General features: G+C 45.1%; 9 protein-coding genes. 7 read left to right on the top strand and 2 right to left on the bottom strand.

The features are described 5' to 3' along the window. The first annotated feature begins 394 nt into the window (after positions 1 to 394). The 6 genes from GFS24_RS14135 to GFS24_RS14110 all read left to right on the top strand — a co-directional run bounded on the left by GFS24_RS14135 (position 395) and on the right by GFS24_RS14110 (position 14,210). Positions 395 to 3,346 carry a SusC/RagA family TonB-linked outer membrane protein gene (locus GFS24_RS14135; RefSeq protein WP_153660309.1) on the top strand — a complete coding sequence of 984 codons (2,952 nt, stop codon included), beginning with the start codon at positions 395 to 397 and terminating at the stop codon, positions 3,344 to 3,346. 36 nt (positions 3,347 to 3,382) lie between these two features. Then, on the top strand, positions 3,383 to 4,885 hold the full coding sequence (locus GFS24_RS14130) for a RagB/SusD family nutrient uptake outer membrane protein (protein WP_153660308.1): 1,503 nt from the start codon (positions 3,383 to 3,385) through the stop codon (positions 4,883 to 4,885). A gap of 178 nt (positions 4,886 to 5,063) precedes the next feature. Continuing rightward, a complete protein-coding gene (locus GFS24_RS14125; protein ID WP_153660307.1) occupies positions 5,064 to 7,892 on the top strand; it encodes a SusC/RagA family TonB-linked outer membrane protein in 2,829 nt (942 codons plus the stop codon). A 3-nt stretch (positions 7,893 to 7,895) separates the two neighbouring features. Continuing rightward, a complete protein-coding gene (locus tag GFS24_RS14120; RefSeq protein ID WP_153660306.1) occupies positions 7,896 to 9,278 on the top strand; it encodes a RagB/SusD family nutrient uptake outer membrane protein in 1,383 nt (460 codons plus the stop codon). A 351-nt stretch (positions 9,279 to 9,629) separates the two neighbouring features. Continuing rightward, positions 9,630 to 12,764, top strand: coding sequence for a TonB-dependent receptor (locus GFS24_RS14115; protein ID WP_153660305.1), 3,135 nt, complete (start codon positions 9,630 to 9,632; stop codon positions 12,762 to 12,764). A gap of 18 nt (positions 12,765 to 12,782) precedes the next feature. After that, positions 12,783 to 14,210: a RagB/SusD family nutrient uptake outer membrane protein gene (locus GFS24_RS14110; protein ID WP_153660304.1), complete on the top strand. Its 1,428-nt coding sequence runs from the start codon at positions 12,783 to 12,785 to the stop codon at positions 14,208 to 14,210. A gap of 37 nt (positions 14,211 to 14,247) precedes the next feature. Here the strand turns inward: GFS24_RS14110 and GFS24_RS14105 are convergent, their stop codons facing one another. Beyond that, complete coding sequence (locus GFS24_RS14105; protein WP_153660303.1) at positions 14,248 to 15,393, bottom strand: TlpA disulfide reductase family protein; 1,146 nt, start codon at positions 15,391 to 15,393, stop codon at positions 14,248 to 14,250. 212 nt (positions 15,394 to 15,605) lie between these two features. Continuing rightward, entirely contained in the window at positions 15,606 to 17,063 is a 1,458-nt protein-coding gene (gene gatB, locus GFS24_RS14100) for an Asp-tRNA(Asn)/Glu-tRNA(Gln) amidotransferase subunit GatB (protein WP_153660302.1), read from the bottom strand. A gap of 99 nt (positions 17,064 to 17,162) precedes the next feature. On the opposite strand from gatB, the gene GFS24_RS14095 reads away from it, so the two are divergent. After that, complete coding sequence (locus GFS24_RS14095; RefSeq protein WP_153660301.1) at positions 17,163 to 18,536, top strand: aldehyde dehydrogenase; 1,374 nt, start codon at positions 17,163 to 17,165, stop codon at positions 18,534 to 18,536. Positions 18,537 to 18,748 lie beyond the last annotated feature (212 nt).

The raw sequence follows: 18,748 nt of genomic DNA, 5'->3' as shown, positions 1-18,748 counted from the left end.
ATCAGTAAACTAAACCTAAAATCTAAATCGACGACTTATGAACAGTACCCAACTCTTCAGAGTCTGTCTGCTTACAGCTTTTCCTACAGTGCTCTTCCGCCAACGCACCATTCAACGGAAAACAACAGACAGATCAGGAAGAAATAACCATCGACAACACTGACGCATTTCTAAATCGCTAAACCAACAAACAAAAGCTAAAATTTAAATCGACGACTTATGAAGAAAGCACTGTACCTGCTTTTTTCTACCACCCCGCTATCTATACATTAGACGATACAGAGCGCATAACCACTATAATGGGAAGTTATTCGTGTGCGTTGTAATAACGCACCCCTTTACCTTATGTAAGATAGCCCTAACCTTTTCTTCATCATCAAAATCTAAGAACTCAATGAGAAAATTATTACTCATGTTAGCCGCAGTTCTGTTTTTTACAGGACATCTGTTGGCCCAGACAAAAACTGTCACCGGTAAAGTGACGGATGACAGCGGGGAAGCCATTCCTGGCGCTACCATACAAATAAAAGGAACTACAACAGGTACCGTTACTGATGGAACAGGAAATTTTTCTATCGCTGTTTCCCCTAATGCAAAATTCCTGGTATTTTCTCTGATCGGTATGACCAGTAAAGAGATCGCCATCGGTTCCGCCAGTACTTATTCCGTAACACTTTCACCTTCCAGCTCTGCTATAGATGAAGTCGTGATCGTAGGGTATGGTTCAGGAAGAAGAGCCGGTACTGTAGTAGGTTCTGTTACACAGGTTTCTGGTGTAAGAGTGCAGGACAGGCCCACAGCAAATGCATTTGATGCATTGCAGGGTAAAGTAGCCGGTTTGCAGATCTTTACTTCTTCCGGTGAACCTTCTCAGACATCTTCTCTCCGTATACGCGGTGTAGGTTCTTTAGGAGCCAGTTCTACACCATTGATCATATTAGATGGGTCACCTATCGATCCTAATACCGTGCTCACATTAAACCCTGAGGATTTTGAAACAGTTTCCGTTTTAAAAGATGCATCTGCCACTTCCATCTACGGTGCGCGTGCAGCGAATGGTGTGATCCAGATCACTACCAAAAAAGGAAAGATCGGTCAGGATGCAACAGTATCCCTGAAAACGCAGTACGGTGTTTCCAACCTGATGAGTACAGACTACTTTGAGAATTTCATGAGCTCAAAAGAACTGACTGATTTCTGGGTAGCAACCGGCCAAAGAACGCGCGGATCTGCGGATACTTTACTCAAGAACTTCCCGAATGATACCAAGTGGTATAACGAGTATTATAAAACGGACGTGCCTACTTACCAGGGAGACCTTTCTGTTTCCGGTGGTGGTGGTAAAACTTCTTACTATGTTTCCGGTGGATATTTCCACCAGGATGGTTTGGCTTACAGATCTGCATACGACAGGTATACCATGCGTTCTAATGTGCATACAGTTGCCAACAACTGGTTGAAAATGGGCGTTAATCTCTCTGGCGGATATGACAAGCGGCAGTTAAACCCTTATGGTACCAACAATACCAACAGAGGTCTGGCATTGCTGGCACCGCCGTTCTATTCTCCAAGAGATGCAAACGGTGTAGAGTATCCTGACCTGATCCCTGGTTGGGGCAGATACAGTCCAAAATACCTGGCTGATAAGATCCGTGCTACCAACAATAACGTGCAGTTAAACCTTTCCGGTTATGTAGAGGTTACACCTATCCAGAACCTGTCCATAAGATCACAGGCTGGCCTGGAATTTTCTGAATACAGAACTACAGGTACACAAATGCCTTCTTACGTTGTTTCACCAAACAATGGTAACGCCAGTGAATTCTTTTCACGCGCAGCAACAAGGACCATCACCAACACCGCTGAATATAAATTCAGCGTTAATGATCTCCACCGTATCACAGCAATGATTGGTCAGGAGTACATTGATTACGTTTACTCAGATTTCTCCGGTTCTTCTACAGGCCAAACAGATGACAGGCTGATCCTGATCTCAAATGGTCCTGCAGGCAGAGCTGTTACCTCTACACAAACGGAGTATGCATATCTCTCTTATTTCGGACGCCTGGAATATGGTTACAATGATAAATATTTTGTAGATCTGTCACTCCGCTCGGATGAATCTTCCCGTTTTGGTAGAAATAACCGCACAGCAACATTCTGGTCAGTAGGTGCTATGTGGAAAGCCAGCAGGGAAGATTTCTTAAGGGATGTTAGCTGGTTAAAAGACCTGACCGTAAGAGCAAGTTATGGTACCAGTGGTAACTCTGCTATCGGTAACTATCTCAGCCTTGCACTGGTGGGTACTAATACTTACGAAAATGCTACAGGATGGGGAGTTAGCACAGCCGGTAATCCAAACCTCTCATGGGAAAGCCAGAAGATGACAACTGTAGGTCTTAGCTTCCGCCTGTTCGACAAAGTGGATATTGAAACAGAATTCTACAATAAGAAAACAGGGAACATGCTGGTTTCTGTACCCTATCCTTATACTTCCGGTTTCCCGAACATAACGGATAACGTTGGTTCCCTGAAAAATACGGGTATTGAGTTAACAGTAGGTGCGGATCTTTACAGAACTAAAACTGCCTATATAACACCACGCTTCAACTTCTTCTATAACAAGAACGAAGTAACAGAATTATTCCAGGGCAATAAATACTGGATCACCCCTAATACCGGTGTAAGCTGGGCTATTGGCCAGCCAGTATCTTTCGTTTATCCAATATTTGCACAGGTAAATAAAGATACCGGGCTTCCTGAATGGTACCTGCCAGATCCGGCTAACATTACCAATACGCAAAAGGATCCTAAAAAAGTAACCAGCGCTTTTACACCAGATCTTCAGCAAAGCACCGGCATCAGACGTGAACCGCCGTTTAATGGTGGCTTTGGTTTGGCTGCAGGATACAAAGGTCTTTATTTAGATGTTGACTTCAGTTTCTCCAAAGGAAAATACCTGATCAACAACGACAGGTACTTCTTCGAGAACCCTAACCAGTTTGCTGGTTTTAACCAATCGAAAGTGATCCTTGACTATTGGAAACAAGCAGGTGATGTGGCACGCTTCCCCAGGTATGGTGTTCAATTCACACAGTTTGATTCCCGTTTGATCGAAGATGCTTCTTTCCTGCGGATGAAGAATATCACACTCGGTTATAACTTCCAGTCACCACTGTTGAGAAGAACTAAATTCTTCAAAGCAGCTACACTGTATGTGACCGGTCGTAACCTGCTTACATTCACCAAATACACAGGGCCTGATCCGGAAGTTGATGCCAACCTGACCTTAGGTGTGAACCCGAATACCAAACAAACCGCTGTCGGGTTGAATTTGCAATTTTAATGTTGGTTCTTAATTCAGTATTTAAATTAAACAGGCATGAAAAAAATTAATATAAAAGCAATAACTGGTTTACTGCTAGCAGGTGTTTTTACTTCCTGCAGTGATAAACTGGAACGTTTACCTTACACTTCCATTGAGCTGTCACAGTCATTTAAAACAGTAACGGATGCAAAGACATGGAATAATGGTCTTTACTCCCAGTTAAGAGGGAGAGTGTATGGTATCTATCAGTTCTCAACAGATATACAGGGAGATCAGCTCAACGCTTCCCTGGATTACGGTAACAGAAATGGTAACCCCCATCGCTGGGATGGGTTTTTGTCTGACGACTATACCATCCGTGATGTATGGAGTGGTTATTATAGCGGCATCAATAATGCTAACATAGCTATAGAAGGATTCAAAACCATTACACCTAAAGCAGGAACAGAAACAACGGACCTGAATAAGTATAAAGGTGATGCTTACCTGGCAAGGGCTTATTACTACCATCGTTTGATAGTGCGTTGGGCAAAATCTTACGAGCCTGCAACAGCCGCAACAGATCTTGGTGTACCATTAGTACTGGTATATGATGTAGCTGCCAAACCGGCCAGGGCAACCGTTAAACAGGTGTACGATCAGATATTGCTCGATATCACAGAAGCAAAAACACTGCTGACTGCAGTTCCCGGTAAACAAGGCTCTACACGTTTCACTAAACATGTAGTAGCAGCCCTTGAAGCAAGAGTTAAACTGGACATGCAGGATTGGGCAGGTGCAAAAGCCGCTGCGGAAGAAGTGATCACCGCAGGAACGTATCCACTGATCAATAACCAGGCTGAACTGCTGGCTTACTGGAAAGATGATGCGCCAAAAGAAACCATCTATCAAAGCCTCACAGCTAAACCAAGTGAACTGGCTAATACAAATATCATTTACTTAGGCCTCGTTGCACAAACCGGGAAATTCACACCGGATTTCATTCCGTCCAAATGGGTAGTGGATTTCTTTGATAATACAGACTTCAGAAAAGCAGCATATTTTTCTGCTAAGACCCTGACCATTCAGGGTACTGATTATCCTGGCATTGTTCTGGTGAATAAATACCAGGGTAATCCTGCACTGTTTACTGCCGCTAGTACTAACTATCAGCATGCTCCTAAACTTTTTCGTATAGCAGAAATGTATCTCATCTCTGCGGAAGCAGGAGCAAGGGCAGGTGCTGCTACAGAAGCAGCAGCTTTAACCAGGCTGAATGAATTGCGCGTTGCAAGAGGTTTAACCGCTCTCGTTGGTTTAACCGGTGTTCCGCTGTTCCAGGCAGTTAAAGATGAACGCTTCCGCGAATTAGCTTTCGAAGGATTCCGTCTGGACGATCTGAAACGCTGGCATCAGGGCTTCACCAGAAGAGAACCACAGAACATCAATACGATCACACAAGGCCCTGCATACCAGGGGCTGACTATTGCGGCAGATGCAGACAAATTTGTATGGGGCCTCCCTACAAACGATGTAACCATCAATCCCAACATGAAACCACAGAATCAGGGCTGGTAACAGATTAATTTTTAGTGAAAAAATACAGGAAAACGTCCCGCTAGCGGGACGTTTTTTTTATGCCTCAAAAACATAACATCTTCATGTAGTACTCTATCTACTGAAAATCAGTATCTTGTACGCTTGGGGGTTAGATATATCATTATTATTACTGGAAACGAGGCATAAAGCAAATCACATGAAACAAGCGCTACTCTTATGGCTGGCAGTAGCTATGAGCATTCCCGGCGTTTCACAACAGACCGACACAACATTAAAAAAGATCCTGGAAGAAGTGGTGATCACCGGGTACAACACCGCCACAAGAAAAGAATACACAGGAGCTGTATCTACTATCCAGGGAAGCAAGCTCAATAAAATTCCCATGGCTTCTTTTGACCAGATGCTGCAAGGCCGGGCACCTGGTCTGTATGTTGCATCAGGCAGCGGCCAGCCCGGAGCACCTGCAAAAGTTGTGATCAGGGGGCAGGCCACCATTTCTGGTTCCATTGCTCCCTTATATGTTATTGATGGAATTGCCGTGGAAAGCGGCGTTTTCATGACCATGAACCCCGGCGATTTTGAATCCGTTAGTATCCTGAAAGATGCCAATGCTACTGCATTGTATGGCTCCCGGGGTGCAAATGGTGTAATACTGATCACTACTAAAAGAGGGAAGGCAGGCGCTTTGTCCCTTAGTTTTAATACCCAGCATGGCATCTCCCAACCCACACGCTCCAGTTTTAATGTAATGAATACTGAAGAGCGGCTGCAATTTGAAGAAGAAGTGGGGCTGGAAACAGGAAGGCCCATTGGCCCGGGCTGGATATTTTCTGCATTGAATCCTGCCAACGCAGCTTTACCACCAGCAGAAAAACAACGTTACGCCGGGATCCTGGACAGCCTTGGCAATATCCACACCAACTGGAAAGATTATTTTCTGCGCGAGTCAGCTCCTTTTCATGAATATGAATTGAGTGCATCCGGCGGAACAGAAAACATCCGCTTTTATTCAGCTGCAAATTATTACAAACAGGAAGGGATTGCTCTTCGCTCCGGTATAGAGCGTTACAGTTTCCGCACCAACCTGGATGTTACTTCCAAACGTTTTTCAGCAGCCATCAATACTGCTATCGGTTATACAAATAATAAACTCATAGAAAGCGAGAATGGTCCTGCTGTCATCAATCCTATGGCCTCAGTATATTATGGGCTGCCCTATGAGCAGCCTTACGTAAATGGCCAGCTGGTACATTCAGGTAATAAAGCTCGTTTCGGCGGCACTTATGATACAAGGGAAGGATCGGATGCTTTGGAAAGATCACAGAATTCCACTTATAATGTCAATCAGTTAAAAGGAACACTGAATACTGCGCTGAAATATAATTTTACAGATTACCTCTATGCCAGCACCAATCTTGGTTTTGATTACAGGGAAAATGTAGAGGTACGTACCATCAAACCAGGTACATACAGCGGCGGACAATCCAGTATTCCCGGAAGGCAGGGAATGCATGCAGAAGGAATGGCCCGTTATTTCCAGTTCACTGCCGTGAGCGGATTAACTTATTCCAGAACGTTGCACGATGTACACCAACTCACGGTAGCCGGATTTTATGAATTTAACAGAACGAAATATTCCAGCATGCAGCTCACGGGTTATGGTATCACACCGGGCCTGGCAGGAACTATTTCCAGTATAACACCCGGTTCTGCATTGAATGGTTTTATTCCTAAAGTAGAAGGTGGAAGAACGGGCACCGCATTAGCTTCCTGGATCGCATTGGCCAGGTATCTCTTTAAAGACAAGTACTCATTGAACGTTACATTCCGCAGAGATGGATCTTCCACCGTACCGGAAAATAACCGCTGGCACAATTTCTATTCCATCGGAGCGGGGTATGATCTGAAAAAGGAATCATTCCTCGCATCACACGAATGGATCAACACTCTGCGGCTTCGCAGCAGTTATGGTACATCCGCCTCTCCTTTCGCCAATAATTTTGCTTATACTGCTGGTTATGGCGGCAGCCGTTATGATGGCTCGCCCGCAATTATACCCAGCGCAGTAGGAAATGAAGATTATAACTGGGAGTACTCAAAAACCTTTAATGCTGGGGTAGACATTGCGTTGCTGGATAACAGGATCCGCCTGATAGCAGACTGGTACAACAAACGCACAGAAGGCGTTTTTGTTGATAAACAACTTTCCCAAACCAGTGGGTTCAATAGCCAAAAGATCAATGCAGGTGTGATACGCAACCGGGGTATAGAAGTAGACCTGAGCGGAGATATCATCAGGAATGAAAACCTCACCTGGTCAGCAGGATTTAATGTGGCTTACAATCAGAACAGGGTAATAAGTCTTGGCGGCGTAAATGAATTTACACAGGGTGCCAGCATCATTCGTGTAGGCCTGCCAGTTAATACACACTATATCGTGAAGTGGGGAGGCGTAGATCCGCAAACAGGAAAAGCACGATATTATAACAGGGATGGATCACTCACCACCAGTTATAATGTGGTATCGCAAAGCGTGGCAACATTCGGAACAATAGATCCGCTTTACACAGGAGGTATCACCAGTAGGCTCACCTGGAAAAATTTCTCGGCGGAAGTATTTTTCTCTTTTGCGCAGGACCTTTGGCGGTATAATTCAGAAGAATATTATACGCTCAATCCCCAGTTTATATTTAGCAATCAATCCAGTAAATGGTTGAGCCGCTGGCGTAAAGCTGGTGATATTACAGATCAGCCGCAGGTTTCAGAAGTCCGTAATTTCACTTCCCGGGATATACAGGATGCTTCCTACGTGCGGTTAAGGAATGTGCAGCTCGCTTACCGTTTACCGGCAGATCTGTTGAAACACACACAACTGCTGCGCAGTGCCATGATCTATGTACAGGGCCAGAACTTATATACGTTCACCAGCTGGGGAGGTTTTGATCCGGAAGATAATAACAGTACCGCCTATTTTGAATATCCTGCTGCACGTACTATTACAGCAGGTGTGAGTATACAATTTTAAGAGATGAAAACATTAAGCAAACAGTGGCCGATCCTCTTCCTGGTATTTGCATCATCCTGCCTTGCAGACCTCGATGTAAAACCCACAGAGATCATTGATCAAACACTCGCCTTCCAGTCCGTGGACGATGTGAATGCCGGCGTGCTGGGGGTTTATGCAGGCTTGTCCACTTATACCATCAGCACCAATACATTGCTCTCCGATGAAGCTATGTGGCCAACGGAGAACAATACAAACCGTGGCACATTGATGTACAGCTGGCGGCAGGACCCAGTGAATCCTGAAGCCATTGCACCCTGGCAGAGTTTTTACCAGGTACTGGATCGTGCAAACCGCATCCTGGATGTAATTGATAACGTGTTTGCCACACCACAGGAAGAACAAATAAAAAAACAATACAAAGGAGAACTGTTAGCCTTACGTGCTTATTGTCACTTTGAACTGTTACGGTTATACGCAGTAGATTATGAACCAGCCTCTCCCGGTGTACCATTGATGAAAACAGCGGAGATAGGAAAACCTTCGCGGGAAACAGTAGGTAAAGTATTTGATCAGATAAACACAGACCTGTTGCAGGCAAAAGATCTGATCCCTGCTACCTTTACAAACCACAGCCGCATCACCAAACAGGCAGTGTCCGCTATCCAGGCGAGAGCGGCTTTATGGCAAAAAGATTGGGATGCAGCTATCACTTATGCGGGTGAAGTGATCAATGCCATGCCGCTTGCAACCATAGCACAGTTCCCGGACATCTGGCAGGATAAAAATAATGCAGAAGTAGTGTGGGAATTAAAACGCGAAGCACAGGATGCTAAGTTCGGAGACTTTTACCGCGATGGTTCAGATAAAATATTATTTGCACCTTCCGCAAAGCTGAGGAATACAATGAACCCTACACAAGATGTACGTTTCAATGCATACATGAAAGAGCTTTCACCGGGAAGATGGGCAGTAGTGAAATACCTGGGAGGGCAGCCCGCATTAGCCAACCTCGCAGATATTAAACTTTTCCGGGTAGCTGAAATGTACCTGATCCGTGCAGAGGCATATGCCGCTAAAGGCGCAGCAGGATTGAATCCCGGATCTGCGGATTTGAATGCGCTACGCGCACAACGCATCAATGGTTATACACCAGAAGTCTTTGCAGATGTCACTGCCCTGATGAACGCCATCCTGCCGGAGAGATTTAAAGAACTTGCTTTTGAAGGTCATCGTTATTTAGACCTTCGCAGAAAGAACCTGGATATTACCCGCCTGCCGGAAGATGTAATTCAGGCACCCACTGCCATAAAACTAACGGCGGCAGATAAAGCATATTACCTGCCTATTCCGCTGAGAGAAACGCAGGCAAATGAAAATATCTCCCAGCATCCCGAATACAATTAATCTTATCTAGGTTAAAATATATAGAAAAAGCTGATCTTCAAGAGATCAGCTTTTTCTGTTAATGACAAAATGAGCAAACATGATAAAAATATAGATTCACAGATAGATAAATAACGCGATATATCAAATATTATTTATTTAACTCATGTTGTTTTCACTGATCAAGATAGCTTTTTGATAAATGTTTCGTAAATTACTATTATAGAACCTAACGACCCACTAAGCAAGGAAAAAGAATTTACCCCAGCTATTTATCCCTTCAAGCGAGGCATTAACTAAAATAACCCCCGTTCAACGACGATTGGCTATTACTATCAGCAAGATAAGTTAGCACACCAAAATCTAATCGATATGAAAAGAATGATACTCCTCATTTTCTTTTCGGTTATGCTTTTTGGCCAGGTCCTGGCCCAGTCCCGTATTATTACCGGGAGAGTAACCGATTCAAAAGATGGTTCCCCGCTGCCGGGTGTAACCGTTTCCATCAAAGGCACTTCCAAAGGAACCATTACCAATCCAAATGGTGAATACCGGATAGAAATATCCCAACCCACCGATGTACTGGTATACTCGTTCATTGGTTATGGCAATGTAGAATTACAGGCGCCGGCCGGCGCCAGCAGGAACGTTCAGTTAACTACGGACGATAAAACCCTGCAGGAAGTAATTGTAACAGGTTATGTAGACATCAAACGAAAAGATGCCACAGCTTCTTCCGTTAATATCGGCGGAGACAAGATCAATGACAAACCTGTTCAAAGTTTTGACCAGGCACTGGATGGTCTGGCTGCGGGAGTGAACGTGAACGTTACTTCCGGTGTTGTAGGTGATGCTGTTTCCATCCGCATCCGTGGTGTGAACTCCATCAGTAATGCAACTTCTCCGTTGATCGTGCTGGATGGCATTCCTTTAATTACCGGTACCAATCTGAACGTGTTTAACAGTGGTAACGGAACACGCTTTAATCCGCTGGCAGATATCAACCCGAATGATATCGAATCCATCACGGTATTGAAAGATGCTGCCTCTGCAGCATTGTACGGTTCACGCGCAGCTAATGGCGTGATCGTTATCACTACCAAACGGGGAAAGAAAGGTACGGTGGCAGTTTCCTACAACGGAGACTTTAACTGGGCTAAAGCCGCACGGCTGCCTAAACTCCTGAATGGAGAAGATTTCACTACCATTCAAAATGAGAAAGCGGCGAATTTAAATACAACACCCATTGCTGTGGACATCGATCTTAACAATGATGGAAAACCAGATCGTACAGATTGGTTGAAAGAAGTTTTTCAAACCGGATTTTCTCAGAACCACGGTGTATCCGTATCCGGTGGTAATGATAAAGCGCAGTATTATGGCGCCTTTGATTATGCGGATATGAAAGGTATTGTGATCACAAACAGGCTGCGCCGCGGTTCTGTTCGTATCAACCTGGATGTTACACCTAAAACATGGTTGAAAGTAGGAGTAAGCCTCTATGCTTCCAAAGGTGTTAATAATGGGGTGCTGTCAGACGGTTTGCTGGCAGGGGCCACTTTTGCAGGTTATAATGCACCGCCCAATGTTCCCATCTATAATACAACCGGTCAATACGGCGGATATTATTTATCAGCAGCCAACAGAGATCTGGCAGATGGTAATAATGTGGCCGTAGCCACCAATCGCCTGAACCGTTTCTTCCATCCGCTTACAACAGTGTACATGGGCCGGAATGACAACATTACCAATCGCACCATGGGAAGCATTTATGGAGAACTTTCTCCCGTTAAAGGTTTGAAGATCACCTCCCGTTTTGGTGCAGATTTTATTCAGAACTTTGAAGATCAGTATAGCGGTCCCGATCAGGCTGGTAATGGATTTGGACTTAACGGACTTGTACAGGAAAACCTGTTGCGCATCAACCAGTGGAACTGGTCCAACTTTGCTACCTACACACATACCATCAATCAGGCGCATACATTTATGCTAACTGCCGGGTTAGAATATCAGTACTCGAAACGTACAGAATTATACACCGGGCAGGGTAACCTTGCAGATGGTTATTTTACCAGTATCTATGATGGCCTGTATGCAGGTACTACCAATACTTTCTCCGGAGGTACAGCTAATGCGAAGGCATTTGATTCTTACTTTGCAAGGCTGGCGTATAACTATTTGAACAAATATTATATAGAAGGCGTTTTCCGCGCAGATGCTTTCTCCGGATTCGGTCTCAATAACAGGCGTGGATATTTCCCCGGCGTATCTGCAGGATGGCGCATCTCAGAGGAACCCTTCTTTAAGGAAAATATTGCAGTCATCAGTGATTTCAAGATCAGGGGTAGCTATGGCCGTGTTGGTAATGCAGAGCTGGGTGAATATGCATGGAGAACACTCTATGGTGGTGGCAACTATGCAGATGTAAATGGTTTGTCCGTAACCCAGATCGGAGACCCCAATCTTCAATGGGAAACATCCAAGAAACTGGATATCGGTTTTGACATGTCGCTGTTGAAAGATAAATTAAATATCACTTTCGATTACTTTAACAATGACGTGGATAACCTGATCCTCAACGCACCTGTATTACGTACAACAGGTGTTCCCGGAGCTGCGGTAACTACAAACATTGGCTCCATGTATAACAGGGGATTGGAGTTAACCATCAACGCTAACCCCATATCAAAGAAAGATTTTAACTGGACTACTTCCACCAACTTTACCATCCTGAAGAACAGGGTTACAAAACTCGCAGATCCCAACGACATCATCAGTGGAGCCAGCCGCGCAAGCATAGGCAAACCACTGGGTGTATTCTATATGATCCGCTGGGCGGGTGTAAATCCAACTACAGGTTATGGCCAGTTCCTGTCTGCAGATGGAACCGTAAAAATGTATAACCCTTCTCCCGGTGTGGCTACAGCAGATCGTTGGACCACTCCGGACGGATCTGCAAAAGTAACCGCTATCACCGGTGCCGATGCAGTTTACCTGGATAACAAAACAGGTTATCCAACCTGGTACGGCGGATGGTCAAATACTTTCAGCTACAAAGGCATAGAACTTGGTTTTACACTGCAATACAGTGGTGGCAACTATGTGATCAATGCAACCAGGCAGGGTTTGATGACTAACTTCTTCCAGAATAATATTGAAGAGATCAAAACCCGCTGGACACCAACGAATACAAATACCATCACACCAAAATTATTCCTGCGGGATAACATCACCACTCAAACATCTACACGCTGGTTAGAATCAGCAGATTACCTGCGCATGCAGGAGATCATGCTGGCCTACCTTTTCCCGGATGTAAAAACGAAACTTAACATGACGGCTTTACGGGTATTTGCATCCGTGAACAACGCTTTCATCATTACCGGTTATTCCGGTGCGGATCCGGAGATCAATACCAACCGCCAGGCAAATATTGCTTTCGGTGTGGACAGTCGCGGTGTACCATTACCACGTACTTTTTCACTTGGTCTTAGAGCAGGATTTTAATCATCAAAAATTACAATTATGAAAACGGTTAATAAATATATACTCGCACTGGGCCTTTTGATGGGGAGCGCCTGTTCTAAAGTGGATGATCAAACACCCTATGTGGCCATTGATCCTGAGCAGATCTTCAGTGATCCTGCCCGGATAGAAAAAGCGGCATTGGGCATGTACAACGCATTGCAGAATGCAGAATTCTTTGGTGGCCGTGTATTGATCTATGCTGATCAGCGCGGCAACGATGTGAATGTATCCGCATTCTTTGGTAATACAGGTTCCTTCAACATATTATCCGGAGATGTAACCGTTGTGCTCAACTGCTGGACCGGTGGTTACCGCACTATTTATGAAGCCAATCTCTTCATGAAAAAATTGCTGAAGAATGAAGCAGTAGTAGGTACACCAAAAGCAACACAGTATTATGCGGAAGCAAAATTTATCCGCGCCCTGTGTTATTTCTACCTCGTGAACCTGTATGCACAGCCTTACAACTTTTCAGCAGATGCAAGTCATGTTGGTGTTCCATTGATCATTGATGCAGCAGAAGATGGTGCACAGGCATTAAGCGCTGCAAACAAAGTAAAAAGGAATACGGTGAAAGAAGTGTATGATCAGATGATCAAAGACCTCACAGAAGCTTCTGCTGCACTTACACCAAACTGGAACGATGCTTACTTTAACCGCGCACGTGCTACCAAAGCAGCGGCAGATGGTTTGCTGGCAAGAGTATATCTCTATAAAGGAGATTGGATAAATGCCAACACAAGTGCAGATGCAGTGATTGCATCACCGCTCGCATTTAAACTGGCAACAGAACCCATTGATAACTGGACCTTCGCCAACATGAACGCTACTGTAGAAAGGATCTTCTCCGTAGCCATGAACAGTGCAGATAATCCTAACACCAATAATGCCATTGGCCAGCACTATAGCCCATTAGGCCGTGGTGATATTTCCATTAATACAGCCGGTTATTTTGCACTCCCTAATTTCAGTGTTACTGATAAACGAAGGGTATCACCAATGATCCGCACTTCAGGTACATTGAGTTATACCGGTAAATATTATAACAACCCAAGAGAACAATGGGTACCGGTACTTCGGCTGGCAGAGATCAAACTGATCAAAGCAGAAGCCATGGCCAGGTTAGATCCGCTTGTAAGTGCAGGCGCACTCACACAGTTACAGGATATTCGCACTATACGTGGTGCATCCGTAATTGTTCCGCCGGTTACACAAGCGCAACTAATTACACTGATCCTCGATGAAAGAAGAATGGAGCTGGCGTTTGAAGGTTTTGGTGTGATGGATTTTCTCCGCACCGGCAGGCCAATTCCGGCACGTCCGCAACACCTGATACAGAACCCGGGAACTGACTATGTAGTGCTTCCTATACCATTGCAGGAAACACAACGTAATGATCAGCTGGCCCAGAACAAAGGATATTAAACATAAAAAAGGAGCATCGTAAGATGCTCCTTTTTATTTATTGTAATACTTCACTTAGTTTTTGTTCGAGCGCTTTACCTCTCAGGTTAGCCGCAACGATCTTGCCCTGCGGGTCCACGAGTATATTAGTAGGGATACCCGTAATACCATACAAAGGAACTACAGAAGATTCCCAGTACTTCAGGTCACTTACATGGTTCCACATCAAACCATCGTCAGCAATAGCTTTCAGCCAGGGGGCTTTTGCTTTGTCCAGGGAAACGCCCAGTATAGTAAAGTTCTTATCCTTGTATTTCATAAAAGCATTCACCACATTTGGATTTTCCTGGCGGCAGGGTCCGCACCAGCTGGCCCAGAAATCAACCAGCACAAATTTGCCTTTAAAAGAACTCAGGCTTACCTGTTTGCCATTAGGATCAGGTAATACAAAGTCCGGCGCCTGCTGGCCAACTTTAGATTCAGGTCCGCTGCTGGCACCTTGTTTGGATTCTTTCTCCGCATCTGCCACAGACTTCATCATTTCCTTCACCATAGCATTATCAGGGAAACGTTTCGCGATACTTTCAAAGGCACCTTTATTTTCCAGGAATTCAGTGATATCATCAAAGCGTACCAGTTGCATAGCAAACACAGCAGCTACCGGTTGTTTTGTTTTTTGTGCAGCATCCATAAAGAACTGGCGGAAATTTTTCGCCTCCTGTTCAAATGCATTACGTCGTGCAGTGAGCAGGCTGTCGGGCGTTTTGGCCATACGGAGACTATCCATCGCCTGTATCTCTTTACTCATCACCTGTGCTTTCTCACTGTAGTGACTCAGTAATTGCTGGATCTCAGAAGTTGCTTCAGAACCTTTCACCGCAATCTTTTCCAATTCGTTGTAATCCCCATGGATACTCATGTCTCCGGCATCAAGCCCCAGCACAATATATTTTCCATTTTCAAAACGGATCCGGTATAAGCCTTGCTCGGCCACCATGCCATCCAGCTCAAATTTGCCACTGGCATCCTTTACAGCGCTGGTGTCAACTATTTTAGGGCCTTGCAGGGCCATTTCTTCCAGGTAAACTTTTTCTAAAGGAGCATTGGCTAATTGAACGTCTATCTTGAACGCGCCTTTTTCCGGATGACTATTGCAACCGGCAAACAGGGCTGCACTGGCGCACCATATGGCTAATTTTTTCATGGGCTTTTCTTTTTTCGATAATGATGGAATCAAAATTAGGGTTAATTAATTGGATGCTCCACAGTGTTTTGTTAAATTATGTAGCCGGTTTGGGCATGTACAACGGGAATGAATACATTTCCGGGTTAATGCTTTGTAACTTATAGCAATAGACAGCAATGCCATTGCAGTAGCCTGATTCCCATTCACGACAATTTGGATGAACGGCTTATTTAGCTGTTCAACCGTTTCATTAAGAGTTCGTTAGTGAGTTTCGGGTCTGCCTTTCCTGCGCTCAGTTTCATCACTTCTCCCACAAAAAGCCCTATCAGGCCTTTCTTGCCGGCCTTAAATTCAGCTACCTTACCCGGATATTTTGCCAGTACTTCTTCAATCACCGGCAGAATGTTCCCTGCATCATTGTCCTGCAACAGGTTCAGTTCAGTGGCAATAGCCAGCGGATCTTTACCTGGCGCTGCTATCATAGCAGGCAGGATACGGGAGGAAGCGATCGAGAAATTCACTTTCCCATCTGCTATCAGGCCAATAAGAGCAGCCAGGGATGCAGGTGTGAGTGGGAAAACCTCCATGCCCGCATTCTGTTCATTCAGCCATGATTTAACAGGTCCCAGCATCCAGTTGGCCGCAGCCTTGTGATGAGGGGTAGCATTGATCAATGCTTCAAAATAAACAGCCGTGGCTTTATCATCACAGATCACACGGGCATCATAGTCCGGCAATCCCAATTGTTGCGTATAGCGCGCCAGCATTTCTTCCGGTAATTCCGGTAAAGCTGAGCGGATCTCATCCAGGTAAACATCCGTGATGCGGAAGGGCGCCAGGTCCGGTTCAGGAAAATAACGGTAATCGTTGGCTTCTTCTTTAGAGCGGAGCGGAAAGGAACTGCCGTTGGAAGCATCAAAACTGCGTGTTTCCTGTATAATGCGCTCGCCGCCTTCCACCAGTTCTATCTGGCGTTTGATCTCATTATCGATAGCACGTTTAACGTTGCGGATAGAGTTCATGTTCTTCACTTCCACCTTGGTGCCCAGGCTGGTATCACCTTTCAGCCGGATGGAAACGTTAGCGTCACAGCGCATGCTGCCTTCTTCCATATTCCCATCACATACATCCAGCCAGCGTACCAGGCGACGCATTTCAGTCAGGTAAGCATAAGCTTCATCACTGTTATGCAGGTCTGGTTCCGTTACAATCTCCACCAGGGGTACCCCTGCGCGGTTGTAATCCACCATGGTGTTATGAGGGTCCTGGTCGTGCATAGATTTTCCGGCATCCTCTTCCAGGTGGATACGGTTCAGTTGAATATTACGACTGCCCCCCTCTGTAAGAATAGGAACATAACCTCCAATGCAGATAGGTGCTGTATGCTGGCTGATCTGGTAACCTTTCGGAAGATCAGGATAGAAATAATTCTTACGGGCAAAGAAGTTTTCCCGCTCAATCTCGCAATGGCAGGCAAATCCAAGACGCACAGCCAGTTCCACCGCTTTCTTGTTCAGAAAGGGCAAAGTACCCGGGTGGCCAAGTGTCACCGGGCTGATATGCGTGTTGGGCAAACCGCCAAATGCCGCGCTGTCACTGCTAAACAGCTTACTTTGCGTCAATAGCTGGGCATGTACCTCCAGGCCTATCACTGCTTCATATTTGTTATAATCGATGCTCGCGCTCATACTATTAATCCGGACTGATTCGCACAAAGATATTCAAACTGCAAAAAAGCAGGGAATTTTCGCGAAATTGTAATAGATCATTCCTATAATTCTCTCGTTATGGCCTCTATTTCTGATGTTTTTACAGCCCAGCGCAGTTTTTTCGATTCCGGCGCCACCCGCTCATATGCTTTTCGCAAAGCGCAGCTGAAGAAATTGAAAACAACCCTAAAAAAGCACGAACCCGCCATCCTGGATGCCTTACACGCAGATCTGGGCAAACATCCGCTCGAGGCATTTTCCAGTGAAGTAGGGCTGTTATTTGATGAAATAGACAATGCCCTCACCAATTTGCGGGAATGGATGCGCCCACAGGGAGTAAGTTCCCCCCTGATGCTTTATCCGTCTGCCAGCAAAATATACCGCGAGCCCAAAGGATTAATCCTCCTGATCGGCCCCTGGAATTACCCTTTTAATTTAATCATCGATCCGCTGATAGGGGCCATAGCAGCAGGAAATTGCGCCATCCTGAAGCCCTCTGAACTGGCTCCCCAAACGGAAGCTGTCATCCAAAAGGTCATCAAAGATGCCTTCGATCCCGCATTTGTGGCTGTTATCACAGGAGAAGGCCATACCGTGATCCCCGAGGTCATGCAACATCGTTTTGACCATGTGTTCTTCACCGGCAGTATTCCCGTAGGGAAAAAGATCCTCGAAATGGCCGCCCCGCATCTTACACCGGTAACATTGGAATTGGGTGGAAAAAGTCCCTGCGTAGTAGATAAAGGAGCAGATCTGAAAACCGCAGCCAAAAGGATCATTTGGGGAAAATGTTGGAATGCAGGCCAAACCTGTGTTGCGCCGGATTACATCTTAGTGCATCAAAGTGTGATGAATACCCTCATCGAAGAAATGAAAGATGCCATCACCCGTTTCTTTGGAGAAGATGTTTCAGTTAGCAAAGATTATCCCCGCATCATTAATGAAAAAAGATTTGACCAGCTCTCCACATATCTGCAACAAGGAACAATTGTAGCAGGGGGGCAAACAGATAGAACAAATAAATACATCGCGCCCACTATCCTCACAGATGTTTCATTTGATGCACCGGTAATGAAGGAAGAGATCTTCGGCCCCATTCTGCCCGTGATCCCATACAATACAACGGAAGAAGCGATAAAGATGATCGCAAAAAATCCCTACCCATTATCGCTCTATGTTTTCTCAAAGAGCCGCCGCACAGAAAAAACGTTTATAGACAAAGTGGCCTTTGGCGGTGGATGCATCAACAACACCTTAGTTCATTTTGCCAACGCAGACCTACCTTTCGGCGGTATCGGCTACAGTGGCATGGGCCGTTATCACGGACGATCCAGCTTTGATGAATTCACACATCATAAAGGAGTGATGAAAACAGGCACCTGGCTGGATGTACCAATGAAGTATGCGCCGTTTAAGAATAAGTTGAAGTTTGTAAAAATGCTGATGAAATAAAATGATGATGGCACAGGCGGTAGATTTATTATTAAGCCGCCGTTGTGTATTCTAAGATAGTTCCAAATTTATATCAGGCAGCTGCCTGTAAATTTTCAGAGTAGGGTGTTTGTCGTTTAATGACGGCAAACATCCTGTCTACGAGTTTATTCCTGATAATATTGAGTACGCTCATTTTGTTCTTTCCCTCTGCTACGCGCTTTTCATAGTAT

It is taken from the genome of Chitinophaga sp. SYP-B3965 (genome assembly GCF_009647655.1).
In the GTDB taxonomy this organism is placed as follows: domain Bacteria; phylum Bacteroidota; class Bacteroidia; order Chitinophagales; family Chitinophagaceae; genus Chitinophaga.
The sequence above is the reverse complement of the archived record's forward strand: the minus strand, read 5'-3'. Positions and strand labels throughout refer to the sequence as shown.

What these genes read in the sequence shown, in the direction of transcription:
- GFS24_RS14095 (WP_153660301.1), top strand. Translation starts at nt 17,163, where the DNA reads ATGGCCTCTATTTCTGATGTTTTTACAGCCCAGCGCAGTTTTTTCGAT.
- GFS24_RS14135 (WP_153660309.1), top strand. Translation starts at nt 395, where the DNA reads ATGAGAAAATTATTACTCATGTTAGCCGCAGTTCTGTTTTTTACAGGA.
- GFS24_RS14120 (WP_153660306.1), top strand. Translation starts at nt 7,896, where the DNA reads ATGAAAACATTAAGCAAACAGTGGCCGATCCTCTTCCTGGTATTTGCA.
- GFS24_RS14105 (WP_153660303.1), bottom strand. Translation starts at nt 15,393, where the DNA reads ATGAAAAAATTAGCCATATGGTGCGCCAGTGCAGCCCTGTTTGCCGGT.
- gatB (WP_153660302.1), bottom strand. Translation starts at nt 17,063, where the DNA reads ATGAGCGCGAGCATCGATTATAACAAATATGAAGCAGTGATAGGCCTG.
- GFS24_RS14110 (WP_153660304.1), top strand. Translation starts at nt 12,783, where the DNA reads ATGAAAACGGTTAATAAATATATACTCGCACTGGGCCTTTTGATGGGG.
- GFS24_RS14115 (WP_153660305.1), top strand. Translation starts at nt 9,630, where the DNA reads ATGAAAAGAATGATACTCCTCATTTTCTTTTCGGTTATGCTTTTTGGC.
- GFS24_RS14130 (WP_153660308.1), top strand. Translation starts at nt 3,383, where the DNA reads ATGAAAAAAATTAATATAAAAGCAATAACTGGTTTACTGCTAGCAGGT.
- GFS24_RS14125 (WP_153660307.1), top strand. Translation starts at nt 5,064, where the DNA reads ATGAAACAAGCGCTACTCTTATGGCTGGCAGTAGCTATGAGCATTCCC.